Source organism: Thermomicrobiales bacterium (genome assembly GCA_023954495.1).
Classification (GTDB): domain Bacteria; phylum Chloroflexota; class Chloroflexia; order Thermomicrobiales; family CFX8; genus JAMLIA01.
In genome coordinates, this window is record JAMLIA010000047.1 from 1 (window position 1) to 24,329 (window position 24,329).

Genomic DNA, 24,329 nt, shown 5'->3' on the forward strand with positions numbered 1-24,329 from the left:
AGCCATCCCGGCTGGAATCGGTTTACGCCTTTGGCGTGGCGGTGAAGTACATGTCAATCTCGTCCGCCCGGGGCTTCCAGTCGACCGTGTTGCTGACGCCCCAGACCGAGTGGAACCCCCACATGAAGATCACTGGCGCTTCGTCGCGGACGATGCGCTGCGCCTGCGAGTAGATCTCCTTGCGATGATCCTGATCGAGTGAACTGCGGCCCTCATCGAGCAACGCATCCAGATCCGGGTTGTTGTAGTAGGTGAAGATCGAGTCGCTGTGCAGCATGTCCCAGTAGATGCCGTCAGCATCGAACACCGAGTACGAGCCCCAGTTGTAGGAGCACATCGGCCCGGCGTTGCCTTCGTTGTGGCGGGTCGTGAAGACGTTGCCGTCGCTGAGTGTCTCGAACTCGACGCGGATGCCGACGGCGGCGAGATCGCGCTGCATCGCCTGATCGACCTGATCCTGGTTCGGCATCGAGGACGGCCCACGCACCCACTTCACATCAATGCCATCCGGGTACCCGGCTTCTGTCAGCAGCTGCTTGGCCTTGTCCGGATCGTATTCGTGCGGCTCGATTGATGGATCGAAGCCGAAGTGCATCGGATTCAGCATGGCCGGCGTGCGATCACCGCCCGGCTGCAGCGAATCAATGTAGCCCTGGATATCGCAGGCATGGTTCGCGGCGTGACGGACCTTCACATCCTGGAATGGGTTCGGACCAGAGCGCCCCATCGCGTCCAGGCGGGTAATGCCAACACGCAGGATCGCTTGCGTGATCGGCGTCGCGACACCCGAATTCTCGACCGCCTTCATCTGGTCGAACGGGACGACGCGAACGATGTCGACGTTGCCGGCCAAGAGCTCAGCAAGCTGTGTCGGCACGCCTGGAACGAAGCGCAGGATCAGATCTTTGTATGCGGGCTTGACATCCGGATTCCAGTAGTCGTCGTTGCGCGTGAGAACAAGCTCCTGGCCGTGCTTCCACTCGACAAACTTGTACGGGCCAGAGCCGACAGCGTTCTCCGCCAGCCACTCATCGCCCTTCTCCTGCGCCAGCTTCTCGGGGATCATCTGGAAGTTCTGCAGGCGCTCAACGAAGATCGGATAGGGCTCCTTCGTGTTTACGTGGACGGTGTAATCATCGACGATGTCGACGCTTTCGATCTGGGCATGGTTGCCAAGTTGCGGGCTCTTCTGGTCGGGGTTGATGATGCGATCCCAGTTCCACTTGACCGTTGCGGCGGTGAAATCGTCACCGTTATGGAACTTCACATCCTGACGGAGCTTCATCTCCCAGACAGTTGGCTCGATGTTCTCCCAGCTCTCGGCCAGCCACGGCTCGATCAGGTTCGTTTCCGCGTTGCGCTCTCCGAGGTTGTCGTGGGTGTGATAGAAGGCGATGATTCCGGTACGCAGGTTGTGCATGTGCGGATCCATCGTCGGCAGGTCGGACTGGTCGAGGATGACGCGGAGTGTCCCGCCCTCACCGCCAGTGTCGGTGCTGCCTTCGCTCTCGCCTTCTGTCGCCTCAGCCGGCGCATCTGTCGCTTCCGCGGGAGCACTGGTTGCGGCGCCACCGCCGGTCGTGCCGCCGTCGCCGGAATCACCGTCATCATCATCGCCACCGCAAGCTGCCAGCAAGCCAGCGACCGAGCCCGCGCCAGCCCAGACCATCATGGCCCTCATCAATGTGCGTCGGTCGATTCTGCCCTCGCGATAGAAGCGCTGCCAGTTCGCATAGATTTTGTCGTTGATCTGCTGGCCAGTCAGGTCGCTCACATCGACACCTCCTACCGGTGTGCGTCACAGGCTGGTGCGCCGCTCACAATGAGTCGACGCCCATAACTGCTGGCGGATCGTGGATTTTCGGATTGACCGGATGCTACGAGGCTTCGAGAAATCCGTCAATATCGAAATGTAGCTATTGCGCGAATCAAGATATCCGCGTAAGCGAATGGGGAGGAGCGCAAACCTGTGGCGCACTTAACTACCTTGCAATGTTTGTGACGCAGATTTCCGGTGAGCAAGCCTCCGCCTACACGTTCGCCCCGCGTTGATCTGAGTCGAACCGGTGGGAGATTTCTCACTGCGGTTCGAAATGACAGGACAAGGGGTTGGCTGCCGGACCGGACTGCTCGCCATTGCTGGCATTGCCGACTCGCTGGACTGGTAACCTCCATGTTCCCCTGTCATCTTGAGGTCGCAACCGAAAGATCTCCCACCCGTTTGACGCAGTCCAACGCAGGGGAGATTTCTCACTGCGGTTCGAGATGACAGGACAAGGGGTTGGCTGCCGGACCGGACTGCTCGACATTGCCGACAATGACGGCCCGCTGAAATGGCAGCCGGGTTAGCGTTGCCAACCCACTAAGCACCGGACGACACGAACGACTTCGGTATACTTGGGGTGTACGGACATCCGCACTCGCGGTATTGCTCGCCCACGGTCGCCCAACAGAGACGGATCTTCCATGCTGCCCGCATCAGATGCTGACGCGCAGGGCCCCGGCCAGACGCAGTCGCTCTACCGAAAATACCGGCCGATAAACTTCGAGAGCGACGAGCTCGTCGGACAGAGCCACGTCAGCGACACGCTGCGCAACGCGATTGCGCGCGGACGTGTCGCCCATGCCTACCTGTTCTGCGGGCCGCGCGGCACCGGCAAGACCTCGACGGCGCGCCTGCTGGCCAAGGCGGTGAACTGTCTCGATCCGGATCCGCTGCGCCGACCCTGCAATGTGTGCGAGGCGTGCCGGGCGATCAACGAGGGGCGTGCGACTGACATCATCGAGATCGACGCGGCGTCGAACCGCGGCATTGATGATATGAAGGCTCTCCGCGAGACGGTGCGCTATGCGCCGTCCCAATTGCGCCACAAGTTCTACATCATCGACGAGGCGCACCAGATCACCCGCGACGGCTTCAACGCGTTCCTCAAGACACTGGAAGAGCCACCCGCCAACACGACGTTTGTCCTGGCGACGACCGACCCGGACAAACTGCCGGACACTATCGCGTCGCGCTGCCAGCGCTTCGATTTCCGCCGCATTCCGCGCGAACCGATGGCCGAGCACATCCGCGCAATCTGCGCGAAGGAGGGGCTGGAGATCGACGATGACGCTGTCGATCTCGTCGTCCGCCGCGCAACCGGCAGCCTGCGTGACGCGCTGAGCCTGGTCGATCTGCTGGCGACCGCCGCTGCCTCAACCGAGTCCGGCCGCATTGATGCCGAGCTGACGCGCAAGATGCTGGGCATCTCGACCGATGGTTGGGAGCTTGACCTGGCGAAGGCGCTCGCCGATCGCGATGTCAAGGCCGGTCTGCAGGTCGTCGCCAGCGCAGCCGACTCCGGACAGGACATGCGCTCGTTCGCGCGCCACATCGGCGACGTGCTGCGCCTGCTGCTGCTGGTCCGTGCCGGGGCCGATCCGGTCGAGGCGACTGACAACATCCGCGAGCTGGCAGCCAGGTTCGAGCTGGCCGACCTGTTGCGGATCAACGAGCGCTTCAGTGAGCTGGATTTCAAGGTTCGCACCGCCGGCTTCGCCCAGTTGCCGATCGAGCTGGCCGTCGTCGGCGCACTCGTCGAGCAGCCGGCGATCATTCATGTCGCACCGCAGGCCGAGCCGCAGCGCACGCAGCGACCTGCCCCACAGCGCCCAGCTGCACAGCCGCCGACAAGCTGGGGAGCGCCGCCGGCTGAGCGACCAGCACCACCGCCGCGCCAGCAAGACCCGGCTTCCGAGCAGCGCACGCAGCGACCGCCAGCCGCGAAACGCCCCGCCGCAAGCGCTACGGGCACGGGTCCGATCGCTGATGTTCTCTCACAGTGGGATCGCATTCGGTCCGAGATCAAAGCGATGAATGGCAAGATCGAGGCGTTGCTGCGCGAGAGTGACCCGGAGAGCGTCGTCGACGGCACGCTGCACCTCATCGCGCCGTACTCATTCCACGTCAACAGGCTGAACGAGCCGGCCGCGCGCGATGTCATCGAGGCAGCCGTCGAGCGAGTGATGGGCACGCGCTACCACGTTGAAGTTTCGCTCAGAGAAGGCCGTGAGCTGCCGGACTCACCTGCACCAACGCCGGTCCGTGCTTCGTCGTTCGGCAGCCCGCCTGAGTCAGCGCCGCCCGCGACTGCTGCCGCAGCCCCGGACGAAGCGGTCGATCAGCCACCAGCAAACGATCAGTACCGCGTGAATCGAGCCAAGTCCATCTTCGACGCGACTGAGGTCGATCCAGACGAGCTGACGAACCTGCGGTAACGCCTGTCAGGTTATTGCGTGGACCCGGACGAGAACATCGTCACGCTGGTATTGGTTGCTTCGTCAAAGCGTTGGATGAGGAACGCGCCGGAGCCGCGGTACGCTGTCGGATCATCACCCGCCGGGACATCCAGGCTCATTGCCCGCCAGGTAATGCCCGTCGCCGACCACCAGATGTCGGCGACGCGATAGCCAGTCGCCACCGGGATATTGACCAGCTCGCCACTGTCGATGTTCAGCGACCAGAGCGACTGGAACGTCGGCGTATCTCTCGGGCCGGGAACGAAGACAGTGAAGGCGATGAAGCGCCCATCTGGTGACGCGCGCAGCGACATCACCATGGCTGCCGGCGCAAACTGCCCAGCACTGAGCAGCAGCTCACGAGAGCTCCCATCCGCTGCCATCGTGAAGATCGAGCCGGGCATCGCTCGCCCCGCCCCATCGGCACGCTCCACGAACGCCAGCCGTCCACGACCGGGCAACCAGGCAAACCCGCGCGTGGCCACATCCGGCATGACTTCCTGCGCCGCATCACCGAGCGGCACGACGACGAGACGACTCGCAGGTCCGTCACCGGCGATATAGGCAAATCCATTGCTGCCGGGCGACCAGGCTGCGCTCAGTCCGGGCGGCACATCGCCGGGCCGAACGATCCACTCCATCGCGACCGGGTACTGCCCTTCGTCATCCGGCACCGGCAAGACGCCAACTGCGCCATCATCGAACAACACCACCAGCTTGGTCTGATCCCACGACCAGTCGAGCGCGACGATCGAGGCATGCGCATTCACGCCAGTGGTCGGCAGCGGGCCGTAGAGCGGCAGGCTCAGCAAGCCGTCGCCACGAATGATGCGGATCTCCTCAGTCGGTACCGAAACCTCGTTACCACGGATCACGGCAATCGCGCGCGAGCCGTCCGGCACCATCGCCCACGGGCCGAGATCGAGATCGCGCGTGACACGGACGACCCGGCCATTCGACTGCACCTGCCAGAGATCGTTGCCATTCAGAAAGAAGAACTGCTCGACGTTGCCGAACGTCGGTCCGGGGGCGAGTAGCGCAGACATCGCTGCTGTGACCGTGGCCGTGGGCATCATCGCCGGGGTCGCGGTGGCTTCGGCAACGACGGCGGTGGCTGTCGGCGCGGTGAATGTGGCTGTTGGATCCGGCGACTCATTGCGACAGGCAGCCAGAAACACAATCGCAAGAACGACCAGCAGCAGACCGTGTGAAACCGTGTGCCTGGGTAAGCGCGGACGAGTGTTATATCGGAGAGTGCGCAATCTTCTGCCAGATCATCGGCACGACGGTCGCAATGCAGAGTCGCGAGCTAAGTTACCGCCGTGGATCTTCGGACGTGTAGGTCGGTTGACTCGCTGCGATTGTATACCACCGTCGCCGTGGCACGAACGACCCGGCTGCCGAAGCCCCTGCGTTGGTCGCGTCCGGTCTGCGTTGTTACACTCGCCACAGCACGATTCAGTCGGCACGATGGCAGGGCACCCGGCACACCCGGACGCAGGAGGACATCGCGTGAAACTTGACCGCGAAACTGTTGAGCACATCGCTATGCTCGCACGTATCGGCCTCTCCGAGGAGGAGATCGAGCTTATGCGTGAGCAGCTCTCCAGCATCCTCGACCATATCGCTTCCCTGCAGGACGTCGACACCGACGATATCCCGCCGACTGCCCAGGTGATCCAGCTACAGAACGTCATGCGCGATGATGTCGTTCAGCCATCGCTCTCGCGCGACGCTGTCCTCGCCAATGCGCCAGCCAGCGAAGACGGCTATCTGAAGGTCAACGCCGTCCTCGATCAATCCTGAGCGAATCCCCGGTTGCCGGAGCCTTTCGAACAAACGCGATAACCGCGAGCGGAGCCTGTGAATGACGGACCTGACGAGACTGACCATCGCCGAAGCGCGGCGCAAACTGGATGCGCGCGAGATCAGCGCAACGGAGCTGACCGAAGCACACATTCAGCACATCGAGCAGGTCGATCCAGCGATCCACGCGTTCATCACGCCGATGTTCGAGCAGGCCCGCAAGATGGCGAACGGTGCGGACGCGATGATCGAGCGCGGTGAGGCGACGGCGCTCACCGGCATTCCGATCGGGCTCAAGGACATCCTCTGCACGACCGACGCGCCCACCACGGCAGCTTCGAAGATGCTCGCAAACTACCAGTCGCCGTTCGACGCCGCCGTCGTCGAGCGGATGCGCTCGCAGGGCGCGGTTTTCGTCGGCAAGCTCAACACCGACGAATTCGCAATGGGCTCGTCAACCGAGAACTCGGCCTTCTTCACGACGCGGAACCCGTGGGACACCGAGCGCGTCCCCGGCGGATCCAGCGGTGGGTCGGCGGCGGCGGTCGCGTCCGGCATGGCGCTGGCGACGCTCGGCTCGGACACAGGCGGCAGCATTCGCCAGCCGGCCGGCTTCTGCGGCGTCGTCGGCTTGAAGCCGACCTATGGCCGCGTGTCGCGCTGGGGACTGATGGCATTCGCGTCTTCGCTGGACCAGATCGGCCCGTTCACACGCTCAGTCGAGGACGCCGCGCTCGTGCTCGGTGCAATTGCCGGACACGACCCGCGCGACTCGACATCCGTGCCGGTCGACGTGCCCGACTTTCGCGCAGCTCTCACCGGCGATGTCCGCGGATTGAAGGTCGGCATTGCATCCGAGTTCCGCGATGTTGAGGGTATGGAGCCGGGCGTTGCGGCTGCCTGCGAGGCGGCCTACGCCGAACTGGAGCGGCTCGGTGCCGAGCTGGTGCCGATCTCCCTGCCCTTCTCCAAGTACGCGATGCCGACCTACTACATCACTGCCCCGGCCGAAGCAAGCGCCAACCTGGCCCGCTTCGATGGCGTCAAGTATGGGCTCAGCATCGACGGCGGCAACGTCATCGATTCGTATCTGCGCACACGCGGCGAGGGCTTCGGCCTGGAGGTCAAGCGCCGGATCATGCTCGGGACCTATGCGCTGGCGTCCGGCTATTACGATGCCTATTACGTCAAGGCGCAGAAGGTTCGCACACTGATCAAGCGCGACTTCGACCGCGCGTTCGAGGACGTCGACGTGATCCTCGCGCCAACCTCGCCAACGGTCGCGTTCCGCATCGGAGAGCGCACTGACGATCCGATCCAGATGTATCTGTCCGACATCTTCACAATCCCGGCCAACATGGCCGGCCTGCCCGGCATCGCCATTCCGTGCGGCTTCTCCGACGAGATGCCGGTTTCGCTACAGGTCATCGGACGCGCGTTCGGGGAGGCGGACATCCTCCGCGTCGCCCACGCCTACGAGTCGGCGACAAGCTGGCCGACGATGCCGGACGCCGTCACGCCGAACGGCACTGCGCGATGACGCGGCGTGGCGGATCGCTCGGAGAGCTGCTCGATCAGCAGCGCAACCGAATCGCCATCATCCTGATCCTGCTTGTCGGGGTCTACTTCATGGTTGCGTTCGGCGAGCAGGCTTGGCGTGCGCGCCAATTGCAGGCCGAGGAAGCGAGCCTCGGTTCGGCAATCGCCAAAATCGAGCGCGACAACGCCGCGCTTCAGGCCGAGCTGGACGCATACTCCAGCAACGCATATACCGCCTACGTCGAGGCGCGCGCTCGACGCGACCTTAACCTCGCCAATCCGGGCGAAACGGTCTTGCTCGTCCACTGGCAGGACCCACCTCCTGCGACCGGCTCGTCGCCCGAGCAGCCGAAGACCGAGGCCAGTAAGCCGAATTGGCAGCGCTGGTTCAACATCTTCGCCGGGGACTAGTCGGCGTCACAACAGCGCCACAACCGCAGTGATGATGCCCATCAACCCAGTGACGAGCAGCAGCACGAGTGTCAGCTTGCGGAACGCAGCCGCGTTCATCTTTCGCACGAGACGGTTACCGGTGAAGGTCCCAACGATCGCCGCCGGCGAGAGCCACAACGACGTCACAACATCGCTCTCGCCGACCGCGCCACTCAACAGCAGCAGCGGCAGGCTGGCGAAAGCGATCGCGACGAAGTAGGTCGTGACCGTCGAGCGAAATGCATTCTTCTCCAACTGCCGCGCAGACAGCAGCATCACAATCGGCGGGCCGGACAGGCCGGTCGAGGTCGCCAATGCACCGCTCGCCAGGCTAGCGGCGGCGACGACTGCCGGATTGCGCCCACCAACCGGTTGGAACCCGGCCAGCAGCGCGATCGAATACGCCGCGACGAACGTACCGGCGACGATCTTGAGCATGGTCGGATCGACATCCTGCAGAATGCGCGTGCCGACCGCCAGTCCGACGATCGCACCGGGCAGCAGCGTGAGCACCAGCCGCCAATCCAGCACGTTCCGACCGCTGATCATCACGATGCCGCTCGTCGCGATCGTGATGCAGATCATCAGCGCCACAACCGTATTCGGCTCATAGATCAGCAGGAGCGGTGGAACGCTGAGGAGCGCAAAGCCAAACCCGGTCATCCCGAAAATCACGCCGGCTATGGCCACAATTGCCATTGCGGCCACCAGAGCCACTATTCACCCTCCCCCAAAACCCCGCGGCGGCGCCCTGCCAGCTCGTCTGCTATTCTGCACACGTGGCCCGTGTGCGGCCCGAGCGATCCCGATGCAAAAAGGAGCGATCGAGCAGATGACACTGACCCCTGAACAGATTGAACAGGCGAACAAAGGCTTTCACCCGCTGATCGAAGAAGATCACCCCTACATCTTCATCGACTCATGTATGCAGGTCTGGCCCGATGCCGACTTTCCCAATGCCCATCGCCACGGCGTGACGGCCTACATGCTCACTGTCTGGGATCCGCACGCCTCCGCCGAACAGGCGATGGAAGACGCCATGTTCTGGCATCTCGTCGCACGGCGCAACCCTAACATCATCGTCGCCGAGACAGCCGATGACATTCGGCAGGCGAAAGCAGACGGCAAGGCTGCGTTCGTGTTGGCGGCCCAGGGTGGCGACTTCATCGGCAACCGGCTGCATCGCATCGAGGCGTTCTGGAAGCTCGGCCTGCGCATGATGCTGCCGGCCTACAACACGACCAACCTCATCTGCGATGGCGCTCTGGATCGCACATCGAGCGGCCTCACCCGCTTCGGCGAGCTCGTCGTCGACGAATGCAACCGCGTCGGTGTTCTGCTCGATTGCACGCACATCGGCAAGCGCGCGTCGCTCGATATTCTGGAGCGTTCGACCAAGCCGGTCGTCTTCTCACACTCCAACCCCAACGGCATCGTCCCGAACCCACGCAACATCGACGACGACCAGATCATGGCCGCCGTCGCGACCGGCGGCATGGTTGGGCTGGCTCCGTGGGGCCCACTGGTCATGAAGCCGGACACGACCCACTGGCCGACTGTCGACGACTTCATCGACCACGTCGATTACCTGTCCAACCTGATTGGCAACACCGACCACATCGGCGTCGGCACCGACATGTCGCTGGGCACCTATCCCGACCACTGGCACGATCCGTGGGGCGAGCCGGAGTACCCGGACGTTTCCGGCCGCTACGGCGAGTTGATCACGACCAATGTCCGCTCACCAATGCGCGCGCTCGACGGCTGGTGGAATTACCCGCAGGTCACCAATTTCATCGACCGGCTGCTGGCACGCGGCTACTCCGACGATGACGTCCGCAAGATCCTTGGCGAAAACTACCTGCGCGTGTTCGAGCAGGTCTGGGGGTAAGGCCCATAGCGAGGGGCGCGCAGCCGCGCTCCTCGCTCAACGCGAGCAAGCATCTGCGCAACGTGTCGCTGAGGCATGGCCGACTGAGTGGGTTGTCAATGCCAGGGTGTCGACCAGTTTGATCCGACAGCCATCCTTTTCTTCTGTCATCTTGAGGTCGCAACCGAAAGATCTCCCCTGCGTTGGACTGAGTCGAACGGGTGGGAGATCTCTCACTGCGGTTCGAGATGACAGGACAAGGAGTTGGCTGTCGGCCCGGACCGCTCACCATTGCTGGCATTGCCGAGTCGCTGGACTGGCAACCTCCATCTTCCCCTGGGGGCCGCGCTGCAACCTCGCGCGTCCGCTCTACAGGTTCCATGGCAGCTGCCGCAACTGGCTCCTCAGTTGCCCTGCCGCATGCCATCCGAGATCTTCTCTGCCACCGCGATGACCGGCGAATGCAGATTGCAGCGCGGCCCCCAGGGAAAAATCGACGCATCGACAACCCGAAGTCCACTCAGCCCATGGACTCTTCCTTCGGCATCGACGACCGCGGTCGGATCATCGGCTGGTCCCATCCGGCAAGTGCTGGATGGATGGAAAGTCGTGCTTGCCTCGCGCCGCAACACGTCGCGGATCGCGTCGCGGTCGTGCGCGATGTGGCGCTGCTCCTCCGGCATCTCGATCATGTCGGCTAATGGTGGTGTCGTCGCCAGCTGGTAGGCGATCTGGACACCGTCGATCATTGCCTCGATGTCGAGTCCGTCCGGATCGCTGAACCAACGATGGTCGATGTCGAGCGTCGCGTCCGGGTCGGTGCCCGTCAGCCGCACCCGACCCTTCGAGCGCGCATACATCAGTGAAATGCCGAAGCCGAACATCCACTGCCCGGTTGCGGCATCTTCGACCTCACGAGGATAGAGATGCAGGTCGATCTCCTCGTTCACCTGATTCGAGCGCGCCCGCATGACGACCTGGACGAACGCCTGCCGGTTCGTCTGCTGCCCAGCCTTGATCGGCCACATCGTCAGACCGCTGGTGTACGGCGAGATATAGGGGTGATCCAGCAGGTGCTCGCCGACGCCCGGCAAGTCGCGGACGAGCGGGATGTCCAGCTCGTGCAGGTACTCGGCTGGCCCGATCCCGGAGCGGAGCAGGATACCCGGCGACGCGTACGCGCCACCGCAGACGATGATTTCCGTCCCCTGCAGGACCGCGCCATCGGCAGTGAGCACGCCAGTCGCGCGTCCATCCTCCACGAGGACGCGATCCACAAGCGTCTCCGGAATGAGCGTCAGGTTCTCGCGATCCCGCGCCCGAGCGAGATAGGTCAGGGCACCATTCAGCCGGTAGCCGGTGTCGATGTTCTTTGGCGCACGACCGATCGAGGGAATCTGCACGTCGGTGCCCGCGCCATTCAGGTCATCGAGCCAGGCGTAGCCAAGCTCACGCGCCGATTCGATCAAGCGCACGTGCGACGCGCCAAGGCGGTCGAACGGCTCGCGGAACACATGGACCGGTCCGTCGTGACCATGCCAGCCTGCATCGCCTTCGCCGTCCGACTCGCTACGCAGGAACCTCGGGAACAGGTCGTCCCAGCCCCAACCGGGGTTGCCCATATCGCGCCAGCTGTCGTAGTCGATCCGTGAGCCGCGGAACCAGAGACAGGCGTTGATCGCGGACGAGCCGCCGAATACGCGCGCGCGCGGCAGCGCGTGCCCAACCGTCTGGTTCTCTGCAGTCGGCGCGTTGTGATAGCCCCACGTGTGCAGTTGCCACTCAGTCTCGTAGGGATAGAGGAGCTCGGGCGGCCACTGCGTCGGATCCGGTCCGTAGTCCGGGCCGGCCTCCACGAGCAGCACGCGGCGCTGCGGGTCTTCGGTCAGCCGCGACGCGAGGACACACCCAGCCGGCCCCGCGCCAACGATCACGACATCGAACGGTCGGTCACCGCTCGTCTGCTGCATATCTCTGCCCCCCTCCGAGTTGCAATCTCATGTGTACCCGCATGATACTGCGCCGTTCGTGCGCTCGCGTACCCTGTCCGATTGGGCATCGTCGTCCTGCACTGGACGCCGGTGTCGCGCATCCCAGTCAATGTCACACTCTCGTCGCACGACAAGAAGCGCAGGCGAAAGGCACGGCAGGCACAGTGGAGCCTCAGCTCATGGAGATTCCCAATGGCTTCTCGATTCGACGGCCAGACCTGAGTGACGCCGAGGTGATCGCGGCGCTGATCAATGCACGCTCGCGGTCGGAGATCGGCGTCGACCTGACCGACACCGATGAGGTCTTGCGCGAGCTGGGCGATCCGACCCGGAACCGGAGCGACGATAACTGGCTCATCATCGCGGAAGACGGCACGCTCGCTGCCCAGCTCCAGCTCTATGAATATCCGCCGTTTACCACCTTCGGGTTCGATGGCGATGTCCATCCGGCCCACACCGACAGGGGCCTCGGCAGGTACTTGCTGGAGACGATTGAGGCGCGCGCCCGCCGCGAAGCGCATCGCGCTCCTGCCGGTGAGCAGGTGCTGCTCCAGACGCGCGTCAGCTCGGTGGCGACCAGCGCGCAGGCACTCTTGTCGTCGGTCGGCTACGCGCACACACGCAACTGGCGGCGCATGGAGATCGACGCGACGATCGCGCCTGAACAGACGCGCGCTGTCGACGGCATCACCATCCGCACGCTGACCCGCGGCGTTGATGAACGACCGCTCTGGGAGACGATGGAAGCAGCATTTGCCGACCACTGGGGGTACGCGCCGATGCCGTTCGAGGAGTTCATGTACTACGAGATTGACGGCGTCAGCGATTTCGACCCGGCGCTCTTCTTCCTCGCCATGGACGGCGATCAGATTGCCGGCGCTGCAACCTGCCACCCGTCGCGCGGCGGCGACACGACACTCGGCTGGATCGGCGGCCTCGGTGTGCGTCGTGAATGGCGCGGGCGAGGTATTGGTCGGCAGCTCCTGCTGACTGCATTTGGCGAGTTTCATCGGCGCGGCCACAGCCGGGTCGGCCTGCATGTCGACGGCAGTAGCCTGACCGGAGCCGACCGCCTGTATGAGCGCGCCGGTATGCACGAGGTGCGGCACGACTACATCTTTGAAAAGGTCCTGCGCCCTGCTGCCAACCCCGAGCGCGAAGACGAGAAATCTCAACGTGCCGAAAGCAGCAAATGAGGCTACACTACCCTCCACTTGGGAAAAGACGACTGTCAGGGTTGAGGCAAGCGACGTCGACGACGCGTTAATCGTGGCAACACAACAGAACGCTTGAAAACGCGATGACCGAGTCCAGTTCTTCGACGACAGGAAATGACAACGACATGCTCCGCGCGATGCTGATGCAAGCGCCGACACCGTTCTGCGTGCTCAGCGGGCCGGACCACGTCTTCACGCTTGCCAACCCGGCCTACGAACAGGTGTCCGGGACTTCTGACCTGCAGGGTAAGTCCTTCATCGAAGCGTTTCCCGATCTTGAGGTGCAGGGGTTTCGGGAACTGCTTGATCGAGTCTATGAGACGGGCGAACCATTCGTTGGTCACGAGATAGCCGCTCGCTTTCGGCGCGACGTTACCGGAACGTCGCTCACGAGCTACTTCAATTTCGTCTGCCAGCCAATCCGCGATCAAGCTGGCGCGGTTAGCGATCTCTTTGTCCAGGTGGATGACGTCACCGATCAGGTACTTGCCCAGCGTGCGCTCGAAGCGGTTCTCGAACAGATGCCAGTTGGCATCGTCATCGCTGAAGCACCGGGCGGTCGAATCGTGGCGGCCAATTCGCAGGTGCAGCAAATCCTCAGGCACCCTGCATTCCCCTCAGACGACATCGAGAGCTACAAGCAGTGGACCGGCGTACGACCGGACGGCACCCCATTGCGCGGCGACGAGTGGCCGCTGGCTCGCGCACTGATGCACGGCGAGGTCGTGCGCGGCGAGGAGGTGCGGTACCTTCGTGGCGACGGCACCATGTGCTGGATCAGCCTGAACGCTGCGCCAGTTCACGACGCAGACGACGAGATCATCTCCGGCGTCGTCGCGTTCACCGATGTCACTGAGCGGCGCGAGCTGCTGGACGCCGAGCAATCCGCCCGTCGTGAAGCCGAGCACAGCGCCGAGCGACTCCGGCGTCTGCTGGCCATCACCTCAGCGCTTGACGACAGCGTCACTCGCGAGCAGGTTGGCGAGACGACGTTGCGCATGGCGCTTTCGACCGTCGGCGCTATCGCAGGCACAATCATCACCCGCACCGAGAAGGGTGAACTGGTTCAGATCGCTGCACTCGGCGACAACAACGGTCTCCCCACGCCATCACAGCCGGGGCCGATTATCGAGACGTTCCGCACCGGCCAGCCCGTATGGCAACGCCTGCGTGGCGAAAACGGCGAAGAGCGACGGGGTGGTGCGCTTGTTACAGTGCCGCTGGTTCAGCGTGGCAAAGTCACCGGCGTCATGTCGCTCAAGCTGACTGGTGCATCGTCACCCGCTGGCGACGACCTTGATGTTCTGGTCGGCATCACCGGCCAGGCAGCGCAAGCGCTGGAGCGCGCGCGGCTGTTCGATGCTGAGTCAGCAACGCGACGTTCGGCAGAGGAGGCGGTTCGCGCACGTGACGAATTCCTGTCGATCGCCTCGCACGAGCTCAAGACGCCGGTGGCCGCACTCAAGGCATCTGCCCAGCTCCTGTTACGACGACTCGAACGCGGTGATCTGGATCAGGAGCGGCTGGAACGCGCTTGCCGAATCATCAACGACACCGCCAATCGCCTGGGCCAACTGACATCCGAGTTGCTGGATGTATCACGACTCCGCACAGGGTTCCTCTTGCTCCAGATGGAGCAGCTGAATCTCGTTGACCACGTAACCGAAGCAGTCGAGCGGTTTGGACAGCTTTCGGAACGCCATGCGATCAGCCTCGAAATCAGCAACGATCCAATGTTTGTTGTTGCTGACGCTGTTCGCATCGACCAGGTGCTGAGCAACCTGCTCGATAACGCCATCAAGTACTCGCCAGACGGTGGACGTATCGAGGTCAGCGTCAATTGGGTCGATGACGGGTATCTGGTTACTATCCACGATGACGGCATCGGTCTGCCACAAGAGGCGCTGGAGTCGATCTTCGAACCATTCGGGCGTGCGCCAAACGCGACTCGCGGCTCATTCCCTGGCATGGGTCTGGGCCTGCACATCACCCGCAACATCGTTCTGCACCACAATGGGTGGGTGCGCGCCGAGAGCCCCGGCGAGGGCCAGGGCTCTACGTTCTTCGTCTGGTTTCCGGCAAACGATACAGGTTGGACTCGGTAGGGCAGACCACCATGCGCTCACACCGCGTGCTGTGTCCCAACGGTCCCGAGCTTCTTGCCCAGCCCATCGAAGCACTCAGCCAGTACCTGCACGACTCGGTCACACTCTTCGTGCGTGACGACGAGCGGCGGGCACAGTTGCGTCGTTGGATCGTTGCGCCCATCGTTGCGCAGGATGATGCCGCGCTCAAGCATCTGGTCCGACATCCACTCCAGCACGTCAGCTTTCTCCGGCGATGCGCGTGTTTCGCGATCGGTGACCATCTCGACACCGAGGAACAGGCCAGCGCCGCGGATGTCGCCGACGTTCGGATGTTCGCCCAACGCCGCTTCCAGCTCAACGCGAAGATAGGCCCCCATGTCGCGTGCCCGACCGGGCAGATCCTCTTCCAGCATGATGTCGAGGTTTGCAATTGCTGCTGCGCAGGACACCGGGTGGCCACCAAATGTCAGGCCATGCTGAAAACCCCACGTTCGCGCCGCAGCAACCGGCGCTGGCGTTCCTTCCTCGACCGCGCCAGCGAAGGCGTCAGCGACCGACTTGCGAACAAGCACGGCACCGAGCGGTGCGTACGACGACGTGATGCCTTTAGCAGTCGTGATGATGTCGGGCTCGACGCCATAGTAGGTGGAGGCGAAGAGTTCGCCGAGCCGACCGAAACCGCAGATGACCTCGTCCATGATCATGAGGATCCCGGTCTGATCGCAGAGGGCGCGTATCTTCTTGAAGTAGTCCATCGAGCCGGGTGGGATGCAGCCACCGGCGTTTTGTACTGGCTCGGTGATGATCGCTGCAATCTGGTCCGGCCCCTCAAACTCGACCAACCGCTCAATCTCGTCGTAACACATCAGGTTGCAGGCCGACTCATTGCGGCAATATGGGCAACGATAACGATGCGACATCGGCGCGTGGCGCGCACCAGGCACGAGCGGGCCGAACGACGCACGCGCGTCGGTCAGCCCGTTCACCGATAACGCTCCGAGCGTCGTGCCGTGGTAGGCGACGCGCCGTGACACTGTCTTCCAGCGATGTGGGAAGCCGCGCAGCGTTTGATACTGCTTCGCCAGCTTCAATGCTGTCTCAACAGACTCGGAGCCTCCTGAGGTGAAGAAGACGCGCGCGTCGCCACCAACCGGTGCAAGATCGCTCAGACGATCCGCGAGGACCGCAGCAGGCACGCTCGCCTGGCCAAACGGGTTCACAAATGGCATCGCCTCGGCCTGCGCCATCATCGCCTCAACGATGCGCGATCGTCCGTAGCCGGCATTGACGGAATAGATCCCGGCCAGGAAGTCAAGGTAAGACTTACCTTCAGTGTCCCAGACTGTCGTGCCCTGTCCGCGAGACAGGACGAGCGGGCGATAATCGGGGTCGGCATACTCCTTCATCTGCGTGAAGTGCAACCAGAGGTTGTCACGAATGGCAGCCCGCACCTGCGCATCGTCGTAGTCGTAGCCTGGTACCTGGGTCGTCGGATCGGTTGGCGGTGCAGTCATTGATGACTCCCTCGCTGTCGGCGCACTTAGCACCACGAGATGAACGTTCTGGAAAACGCACACTAGCACGATTCGGAGGACCGCGCGAGACAGATGCTACCGAACGACAACGCGCCAGAGCGGCGACCGCTGATCGGCGACGCTGAACCAGACCTCGTTGCCTACCCACACCGGATGGGCCGCGCCGGCCAGATCGGCAGTGACATCACGCACGGACCGGCCATTGCTGGCCGCGACGATGATGTGGCTGTTGTTGCCGATCGCCACCCAGCGGCTGTCGTCTGACCACGAGATCCCGGCACCAAGGCCGCTACCAGTGAGCTCAATCGGCGAGGTCAGATCGTTAAGCTCGACGATGGCGACCGTATCACGCAGATCGCGGTCCGGCTCGTTCGACCGGTAATGTCGGGCGCGATAGGCGAGCTGGGTGGCATCCGGGCTGACGGTGAGCTCGCGCATGACGACGCCGCGATCGCTCCCCCGGCCATCCAACTGCACCAGCGGCTCGACTTTTGTGCCGCCATTGCCGAGCACAACGCGCAGCAGCGTTGCCTGCTGCGGCATGCCGTCGGCCCAGTCGTCAGGTCGGGAATACAGCAGTGTGTCATCGGAGATCCAGGCTGCCTGCAGCGGGATCGACGGGATTGCATCGGCCGGGATCGACCAGCTGGCGACCAGCTGCGGCTGGCTGCCCCAGCGCGCAACCCAGAGTCCAACCTCATGGCGATTGTTATCCTGGAGGAAGAACGACATCGCACCGCCGCTCGGTGACAGCAGCGGACGAGCGTAGTGCTCGTCACCGTTCTCTACCAGTCCGACCGGATCGAAATGCTGAAAGTCGATCGCGGTCACGATATCGGTGTTGCTGGCGCTGAATCCGACGAGGCGGTTAGCGTTGACCGTGAAGGGCACCGTGCCAAAGATCATCCGGCTGTCCGGCGTCCACGAGAAGTCGGTTGCGTCGCCACTCACCTGCCGCCAGGAGCCACGCTCCAGATCCCAGATGACGGGGATGTTGGCATCGCCATCGTAGAGCAGCACAAAGCGACCGTCTGGAGAAACACTGCTGTCGGCGCTCGTCTGCAGCCCCCGGTTCGCCAGTCGGATCGGCTCGGGAGCGGTGATCGTCGGATCGTTGGGCAGACGCTCGATCTCCGCGGCAGTGATGCGATCCTCCGGCAGCCAGGCGAGCAGGCGGCTCGACGTGTCGAGCCAACCACCGGCAATGTCGCGCTGCCCGTCGCTGTCGAAGCTGACCAAGGCTGCACCAACGTCTCCGCCCGGCAGTGTCATCGACGGCTGATCCGAGGCAAGTGAGAAGAGGCGGCGAATCGGCAAAACCAGCTGCGAGCCATCCGGCGACCAGACGCCAGCTGACGGCCAGCCATCGTGCTCGTCACCGGGCAACTCCGTCTCAAGACCCGTCTGCAGGTCGACGCGGAAGTACGAAACGGCACTGCCGCCCTGCTTTCCTTCCGCCGTGACCAGCGACTGTCCGTCTGGACTAACTGCGATCATCGTGATCCCAGCATTTGCTGATCGGCCTTCGACAACCGTCGATGTCTCACCGGTTCGATTGATCGCGAGAATCGATGCATCGTCGAACGCCGGTTCATCGCCGCTACCGAGAACAACCGCGGCATACACGGCGTCGCTGGCTGGCGACCACACTAACCCGCCGACCATGGCATCGATCGACTGAATCAACTCGCCAAACCCATCTTCGGATACGGGGTATAGATTCAGATTGCCAATCCGAGAACCTGCCCCATCGATGCTCACGACTGCTACGAGCGTTCCGTCCGGCGATGCGTAGGCGTAGCCAACATCACCGCGCATCAACTCGCGGACAGCACCATCGTGAACATCGACTGCAACGAGGCTCATCTCGGCCCGTCGGCGCTCTTTGTATGAGTCGTTGGTCTCACCGTTCGCCATGATTGGTGCTTCGAGCATCATCAACGCATCATTGCCGATCCAGCCAACCGGCCAGCGCAGGGGTGCTTCGCTGCTCCAGGTTGGAGCCCCGATGAGATTCCCCTGCAGGTCGAATACGTTGACGCTGAAGATCAGCTCTGACGGGGACGAAGTTTCCTGGCGCACGATTGCAACCCGGTCAGCCGCCGGAGACAGCAGCGGCCATTGCGATTCGCCGTCCGGAGCGGGGACGAGCATTTGACGCCTGCCGGTGGCCATGCTCTGCGCATCGACCTGGCCGTTCGGCCCTGCCAGAACCAGCCAGCCGCTCAGTTCATCTGGCTGAACAGTGAGCGCTGAAACACGGGTGCTCGGTCGAGTTGTCAACCAGTCGAACGCCACCAGAGCGCCGACCGCCAGAAGCGCGACCGTGGCAACGAGCAGGACCGGCATGACGATCTCGCGCCGCATGAGTGACGGCTTACGCGGTGTCAGCGGCGCTGTCTCGGCAGTGACACCGAGGCGGTCCATCTCCGTCTGCAACCAGGCATCGACATGTTGCGATCGGTCAATCGCCTGTCGGCAGTTGTCGCACACACGCGCATGGGTGATCAGGGCAACGCGGTCGTCGGGATCGGCAGACGGGTCGGAGTACTCGCCGATCGCCTCTCTGAAGCGATCGCACGCGTTCCCGATCGGACGGTCCAGCGCACGTCGGCCAGCGAAGAGACTCGCGGCGACCTGCTCCGGCGACGCCTTGAGCATCTGGCTGATCGCCAGGACATCGAGATCCAACCCGACTTTCGCGATCAGGTGGACGGCGTCCTCCGGCCGCACCGCGCTCGCAGCCCCGAGCGGCGTCGGCAGTAGCGTACTGCGACGACCGGGAAGGCGACCCAGCAGCCGGTCGATGGTCAGGCGCGTGCGCACCGCTGAGAGGACACGCCCGATGCCGGCCAGATCGTCGTCGCTGGCCACGCGCGCAGCGAAGCCATCCGCCGTCGGTCCGTCGAACGCCAGACGCAGCGCAGTACGTAAGCGCTCTACAGCGTCGTCGGGCGACGGTGGGGCGATCTGAGATGCGTCAGCCTGATGAGCCATATCTCTCCTGCTGCGCGGTCGGCCTGCGTCTAGATACCGAGCATGCTCTGCCGCGGAGCTGGATACCAGCAATCGGTCAATTCAAGCGCATCAATCATCATGCGCGCATTGGTAACGCCATAGTTCTCAACATTGTTGTTGAAGATGATATGGAGATTGTCTGCCTGGTCGACGAGACTCCGTGCGACCACGGCCAGATCGTCGATTTCCTGCTGCGAATAGAGGTAATTGAATCGCTCGCGTGTGGTCGCACCGGGCCGTGCCCACGTCTCGGCGTTGCGCCCGTGCAGGCGCATGTAAGCCAGGTTTGCGTTTGTCACGACCGGAACCAGCGGGACGGTGCCCTGCCCTGCTTGCGGCTCATCGACTGCGACAGCCGATAGTCCCAAGCCGCGCAAGTATTCGAGCGTGTCGTCGCGTCGGACCGGTGTGAGCCAGCTCCGGTTGCGAAACTCGATGACGAGCAGATCGTCGGGCATCGCCTCGACACAGCGCGCAATCCAGTCTCGGTTCATGGTGTTGTCGTCGAACCACGGTGGGAACTGAAACAGGATCGCTCCGAGCTTGCCGGCAGCGCGCAGCGGTTCGTACGAGCGCTGAAACGCGGCGAACAAGTCCGGTGTCGCCTCCTCGTCGCGCTTATGTCCAGTGAGTGTCGCGTAGGCCTTGACGTTGAAGATGAACCCGGGCGGTGTCTTCTCCGCCCAGGTTCGGTAGTTGCGCTCCGGCATGATCGAGTAGTAGCTGGAATTCACCTCAACCACCGGGAACTGCTGGGAGTAGTACGCGATCCGATCCCCCGGCTTCGTCCCTTTCGGATAGAACTCGGGGTGATCGGACCACGCCGCTGTACCGACGCGCAGGCGCAGTCGATCGGTGTCCATCGCACTACTCCTCGGCGGGTCGGTCGGGCTCGTCGGATGCGGTCGCTTCTGCCGCCTTCGGTTTCGTTCGACGACGGCGAACCGGCTTCGGCTTCTCCGGCTCGGCTTCCGGCGTCGCCTCAGCAGCAGGCGCGGCGGCTGGTTCAGCCTCGCCGGGCGCTGCGTCCACGACAGACCCCGCCTCTTCCGCCGCCTTCTTCGTTGTTCGACGGCGTCGGGTCGGCTTGGGCTTTTCCGGTTCCGCCTCGGTGGTCGGCTCCGGTTCGGCAGGAGGCTGCTCCTCTGCAGCGGCAGCTTCCGGTTCGGCGGCTTTCTTCGTCGTTGTCCGTCGCCGTCGGACTGGCTTCGGCTTCTCCGCCTCAGCCTCAGCAGCTGGTTCTGCCTGCTGTACTGCTTCCTCAGGCACGGTCGCCGGTTCCGTCGCGGTCGCCGCTGGCTTCCGCCGACGCCGCACTGGCTTTGGCTTTTCGACCGGCTCAGCAACGGTTTCGGCCTCCGGTTCGGCGGGTGAGGCAGGTTGTTCAACCACCTCAGTCGGCTCAACCGGCGCAGGCTGAATGGCTGTTTCCGGTGAAGCGGCGAGCGCGCTGCTGTCATCAGCGCTCTGCGTCTCGACAGCAGCGGCATCCACCACTGCCGACTCAGGCGCCGACTCTTCGGCGCTCGATTGCGCTTCTATCGACTGCTCCGGAGCTGCCGGAGATTCGGAGACAACGCCGTTGGTGTCTGCCTCGTGGTCATCCCCGTTCGACGTTGAGCGCGACAGATAGCGTGGCGGGATGACATCGCGCCAGTCGTCGTCGAGCCCCTCGTCGGTCACGCCATAGAAGACGTGCAGGTGATCGTCGTGGCGATGAACGAGGTTGTAGCGCACGTCGCCGCCGCGCGGCTTGTACGCCTTCCAATAGCCACGATCTCCATGCCAGGTCACATCTTCGTCACGCGCAGGATGGAGCTCAAGTTGCGTGATCGCGTAGCGCCACAGTCGCCGGGCCGAATCGCGGGTGACGTTGTGGACGATCTTCAGGTTCCGCAGGTCGCGCATCGCATGATAGATGACACCATCTGCTTCGACCGTGTCGACTACCTCTACGCCCGTCCGTGGAAACGGTATGTCATTGCAGACGACGACATCTCGCGCTGACGGCGCAGGGGACACCGACGCCACCGGCTCCGGCTCCGGCTCGGGGGACATCGTCGCGTCTTCGCTGACATCGGCGGCACCGTCGTGATGTGCCGAATCAACTGCTTCCTCGGATGTTGCCTGATGCGCCTGGCTGCTGCGCCCTCGACCGCGTCTCCGCGAGCTACGCGACCGCGTCGGTTCAGGCGCTTCCTCGGCCTGCTCCGGCGCAGTCTGCACGGCTTGCGCGACCAGCTCCGGCAATTCACCGCGCTCGATCTTCAGCCCGTCCACGACAAGCTGGACGATCTCATCGCGCATGGCGACGGTCGTCTCGCCCTCCTGTCGGACGTAGATCGTACTCGGCAGAACGGCGTATGGCATGTCGTCGCCGGCCGGGATCTGGACAACGATGATCTGCTTCGAGTCTGTGTCCTGTATATCAATGCTGCCAGTGATCTGCGGCGTGATGTAGCGCGCCAGATCCTCAGCGATTGCACGCGCGTGCTCGGGAGCTTGCTCGACGCCCGCCACCGGGTCCTTCGGCGTTGCCGAGATGCCGACGTAGATCGTGCCACCGTTGCCGTTGGCGAACGCCGCCGCATCGCGCACAACCGGGCTGAGTCGTCCGCGACGCGGCACGAGCTCGTGGAACGACTGCACGATCGTCTCGCCCTCAGCGCGCGCGATCCGGATGAAGTCGTACGGGTCATGCTCCGGTCGATACGGTCGCACGCGGTTGAAGCTGTCCGAGCGGAACAGTTCCTTCAGCGCCGCGAACGACACCTCCGGCACCAGCACCTCGGTCATTCGGTCGCAGACGCCCAGGTTGCTTTCGCGATTCGGGTCGCGGTTCAACCGATGCGCGTCCGAACCCTGGATGATGTGCATTCGGCGTGGGTATTCCGGCTTGGAGCCATTGAAGAACCGCGCCGTGCTGCGACGACTGCTGGAATCCAGGTCGGTTGCTTCGAGTGCATCGATGTATTGACTCTGGGTGAACGCGATCTTCGTCTGCCCGCCAAACGGCAGGTTCTGCATCGCAACGCCGTGGGTCGAGTTGACGTGCGCCGGAATGACGAGCGCGCCAACACGATCCAGTGTCTCGTAGGCCGTTAGCACATCAACGGTCGCGCCGACTTCGCTGGTCCCCAAATCAATGCGATCTTCAGGAACGTTGAGTTCCAGCAGCGTGTGCTCGATCTGACGGATCGAGGTACCTTCGGGAAAGATTGCGAGGATATGGAAGCCGAACGTAGCAGTCAGCTCAAATCCCGGCAACACCCGGATGTGCTTCAGAATCCGTCGATAGTCATCGAGTCGGCGTTGTTCCGTCGGAGACAGGCGTTCGAGTGCTTCGAGCAGCTCAAGGTCTTCGATTTCCCGCCACATGTTCGCATAACCACGGACCGTGTTGTGGTCGGTAAACGCAATCATGTCAGCACCGCGCGCCTCGGCCTTGCGCAAGATGTCCAGATAGGTGATATCCGGATCCTGATAGTCGATTGAGGCCGGTGTATGCAAGTGCAGATCGATGCGCCGCCACGCCAATTCGTGCTGGTCACGTTGGCTGCGATCACCGGAGCGGGAGCGTCTGCTCCTGCTCAATAGATGGATTCCCTTCTCCAAAAATAAGTAGTCCGGGTCCAATATCGCCCGGAGCCGTGGGCGAAAATAACCGCCACACTGACGCAAAGTATATCAACCAGCGATATTCCTGATACTGCTGATGCATCAGGCCAAATGCCATCATCGTGTTAGACTCGGGGCGCTTGCCCGTCGCGATGCTTCTCACGACCGCTGGCAGGTATTTCGATCGATCGTGGTGAGGTGCTGGATACTGCATGTCGATCTACATCGTGCTCGACATTCTGCTCGTTCTGCTTATCCTGCTGCTGACGCCGATCGGGTTCTGGCGTGGGCCGGTGAAGGAACTCTTCGTCACGCTCGGCATCCTGTTCGGCGTGCTCATTTCCGATTACTGGGCGCGGCCGTGGGGCAACGATCTGGCGGACATGACGTCGCTGACCCCCGGAGCCGGTGCGTTCCTGGTCGCGATGATCTTCCTCATCACCTCGACCTTCGTCCTCGGCTACGGCCTCGGGGCGACGCTGGCACCCGCACGCCACAACACGATGACTCGCGTTCTCGGTGCGGGAGTCGCTGCGCTGAATGGTGCACTCATCCTGTCGTTCGCGCTGCAATACATCCGCCTGTTTCTGCTTTCTGACATCAACGAGGAATCGCTCAACAAGTCCGCGGTGACGCGCTTCCTGCTGAACGACATCGGCTGGATCCTGCTCGTCGCGGCCATCGTGGCAATCCCGGTGCTGATCTACGTGCTGGCGACCGGCTACCGCGTCTACGCGCTCTCGTCAGACGATCCGCGCATCTACACGACGACGGCAACGCCGATTGCCGGACGTGGCCGTGGCAATACGCGCGAAACCGCGAACCCGCCGCGCGTGCCGGTGTCGAGCCGTGGCGAGCATCCGGCTTACAAAGCCGAGCCACCAGTCCACGAACAGCCGGTGAGCCGCGAAACGCGGCCAGTCGTCGTGACGGAG

Annotated in this window: 16 protein-coding genes; 8 read left to right on the plus strand and 8 right to left on the minus strand. The window is 63.2% G+C overall.

Annotated features, from left to right (window positions below; translation table 11 throughout):
- Positions 1 to 22: 22 nt before the first annotated feature.
- On the minus strand, positions 23 to 1,774 hold the full coding sequence (locus M9890_09945) for an ABC transporter substrate-binding protein (protein ID MCO5177277.1): 1,752 nt from the start codon (positions 1,772 to 1,774) through the stop codon (positions 23 to 25).
- 692 nt (positions 1,775 to 2,466) lie between these two features.
- On the opposite strand from M9890_09945, the gene dnaX reads away from it, so the two are divergent.
- Positions 2,467 to 4,260 (plus strand): DNA polymerase III subunit gamma/tau, encoded by a 1,794-nt coding sequence (gene dnaX, locus M9890_09950; protein ID MCO5177278.1) that lies wholly within the window; start codon positions 2,467 to 2,469, stop codon positions 4,258 to 4,260.
- A gap of 11 nt (positions 4,261 to 4,271) precedes the next feature.
- Here dnaX and M9890_09955 read toward each other — a convergent pair whose 3' ends face one another.
- Positions 4,272 to 5,543, minus strand: coding sequence for a hypothetical protein (locus M9890_09955; GenBank protein MCO5177279.1), 1,272 nt, complete (start codon positions 5,541 to 5,543; stop codon positions 4,272 to 4,274).
- A gap of 250 nt (positions 5,544 to 5,793) precedes the next feature.
- Between M9890_09955 and gatC the strand changes: the two genes are divergently transcribed.
- The 3 genes from gatC to M9890_09970 all read left to right on the plus strand — a co-directional run bounded on the left by gatC (position 5,794) and on the right by M9890_09970 (position 8,037).
- Positions 5,794 to 6,087: an Asp-tRNA(Asn)/Glu-tRNA(Gln) amidotransferase subunit GatC gene (gene gatC / locus M9890_09960; GenBank protein ID MCO5177280.1), complete on the plus strand. Its 294-nt coding sequence runs from the start codon at positions 5,794 to 5,796 to the stop codon at positions 6,085 to 6,087.
- 61 nt (positions 6,088 to 6,148) lie between these two features.
- Entirely contained in the window at positions 6,149 to 7,627 is a 1,479-nt protein-coding gene (gene gatA, locus M9890_09965) for an Asp-tRNA(Asn)/Glu-tRNA(Gln) amidotransferase subunit GatA (protein MCO5177281.1), read from the plus strand.
- Entirely contained in the window at positions 7,624 to 8,037 is a 414-nt protein-coding gene (locus tag M9890_09970) for a septum formation initiator family protein (GenBank protein ID MCO5177282.1), read from the plus strand. Before gatA ends, M9890_09970 begins: the two co-directional genes overlap by 4 nt.
- A 6-nt stretch (positions 8,038 to 8,043) precedes the next feature.
- Here the strand turns inward: M9890_09970 and M9890_09975 are convergent, their stop codons facing one another.
- Positions 8,044 to 8,757, minus strand: coding sequence for a sulfite exporter TauE/SafE family protein (locus M9890_09975; protein ID MCO5177283.1), 714 nt, complete (start codon positions 8,755 to 8,757; stop codon positions 8,044 to 8,046).
- Positions 8,758 to 8,890: 133 nt separating this feature from the next.
- Here M9890_09975 and M9890_09980 point away from each other — a divergent pair, with 133 nt between their 5' ends.
- Positions 8,891 to 9,949: a dipeptidase gene (locus M9890_09980; GenBank protein ID MCO5177284.1), complete on the plus strand. Its 1,059-nt coding sequence runs from the start codon at positions 8,891 to 8,893 to the stop codon at positions 9,947 to 9,949.
- 383 nt (positions 9,950 to 10,332) lie between these two features.
- Here M9890_09980 and M9890_09985 read toward each other — a convergent pair whose 3' ends face one another.
- Entirely contained in the window at positions 10,333 to 11,898 is a 1,566-nt protein-coding gene (locus M9890_09985; protein MCO5177285.1) for an FAD-dependent oxidoreductase, read from the minus strand.
- Positions 11,899 to 12,098: 200 nt separating this feature from the next.
- On the opposite strand from M9890_09985, the gene M9890_09990 reads away from it, so the two are divergent.
- Positions 12,099 to 13,115: a GNAT family N-acetyltransferase gene (locus M9890_09990; GenBank protein ID MCO5177286.1), complete on the plus strand. Its 1,017-nt coding sequence runs from the start codon at positions 12,099 to 12,101 to the stop codon at positions 13,113 to 13,115.
- Between the two features lie 104 nt (positions 13,116 to 13,219).
- Positions 13,220 to 15,241 (plus strand): ATP-binding protein, encoded by a 2,022-nt coding sequence (locus M9890_09995; protein MCO5177287.1) that lies wholly within the window; start codon positions 13,220 to 13,222, stop codon positions 15,239 to 15,241.
- Between the two features lie 17 nt (positions 15,242 to 15,258).
- On the opposite strand, the gene M9890_10000 is transcribed toward M9890_09995, so the two are convergent.
- From M9890_10000 to M9890_10015, 4 genes are all read right to left on the minus strand, one after another.
- Positions 15,259 to 16,737, minus strand: a complete 1,479-nt coding sequence (locus M9890_10000; GenBank protein ID MCO5177288.1) for an aminotransferase class III-fold pyridoxal phosphate-dependent enzyme — start codon at positions 16,735 to 16,737, stop codon at positions 15,259 to 15,261.
- 96 nt (positions 16,738 to 16,833) lie between these two features.
- Entirely contained in the window at positions 16,834 to 19,755 is a 2,922-nt protein-coding gene (locus M9890_10005) for a WD40 repeat domain-containing protein (GenBank protein ID MCO5177289.1), read from the minus strand.
- A 29-nt stretch (positions 19,756 to 19,784) separates the two neighbouring features.
- Positions 19,785 to 20,639: a DUF72 domain-containing protein gene (locus M9890_10010; GenBank protein ID MCO5177290.1), complete on the minus strand. Its 855-nt coding sequence runs from the start codon at positions 20,637 to 20,639 to the stop codon at positions 19,785 to 19,787.
- Positions 20,640 to 20,643: 4 nt separating this feature from the next.
- Positions 20,644 to 23,370 carry a putative DNA binding domain-containing protein gene (locus M9890_10015; GenBank protein ID MCO5177291.1) on the minus strand — a complete coding sequence of 909 codons (2,727 nt, stop codon included), beginning with the start codon at positions 23,368 to 23,370 and terminating at the stop codon, positions 20,644 to 20,646.
- 236 nt (positions 23,371 to 23,606) lie between these two features.
- Here M9890_10015 and M9890_10020 point away from each other — a divergent pair.
- The coding region (locus M9890_10020) for a CvpA family protein (protein MCO5177292.1) at positions 23,607 to 24,329 on the plus strand (723 nt) is incomplete at its 3' end.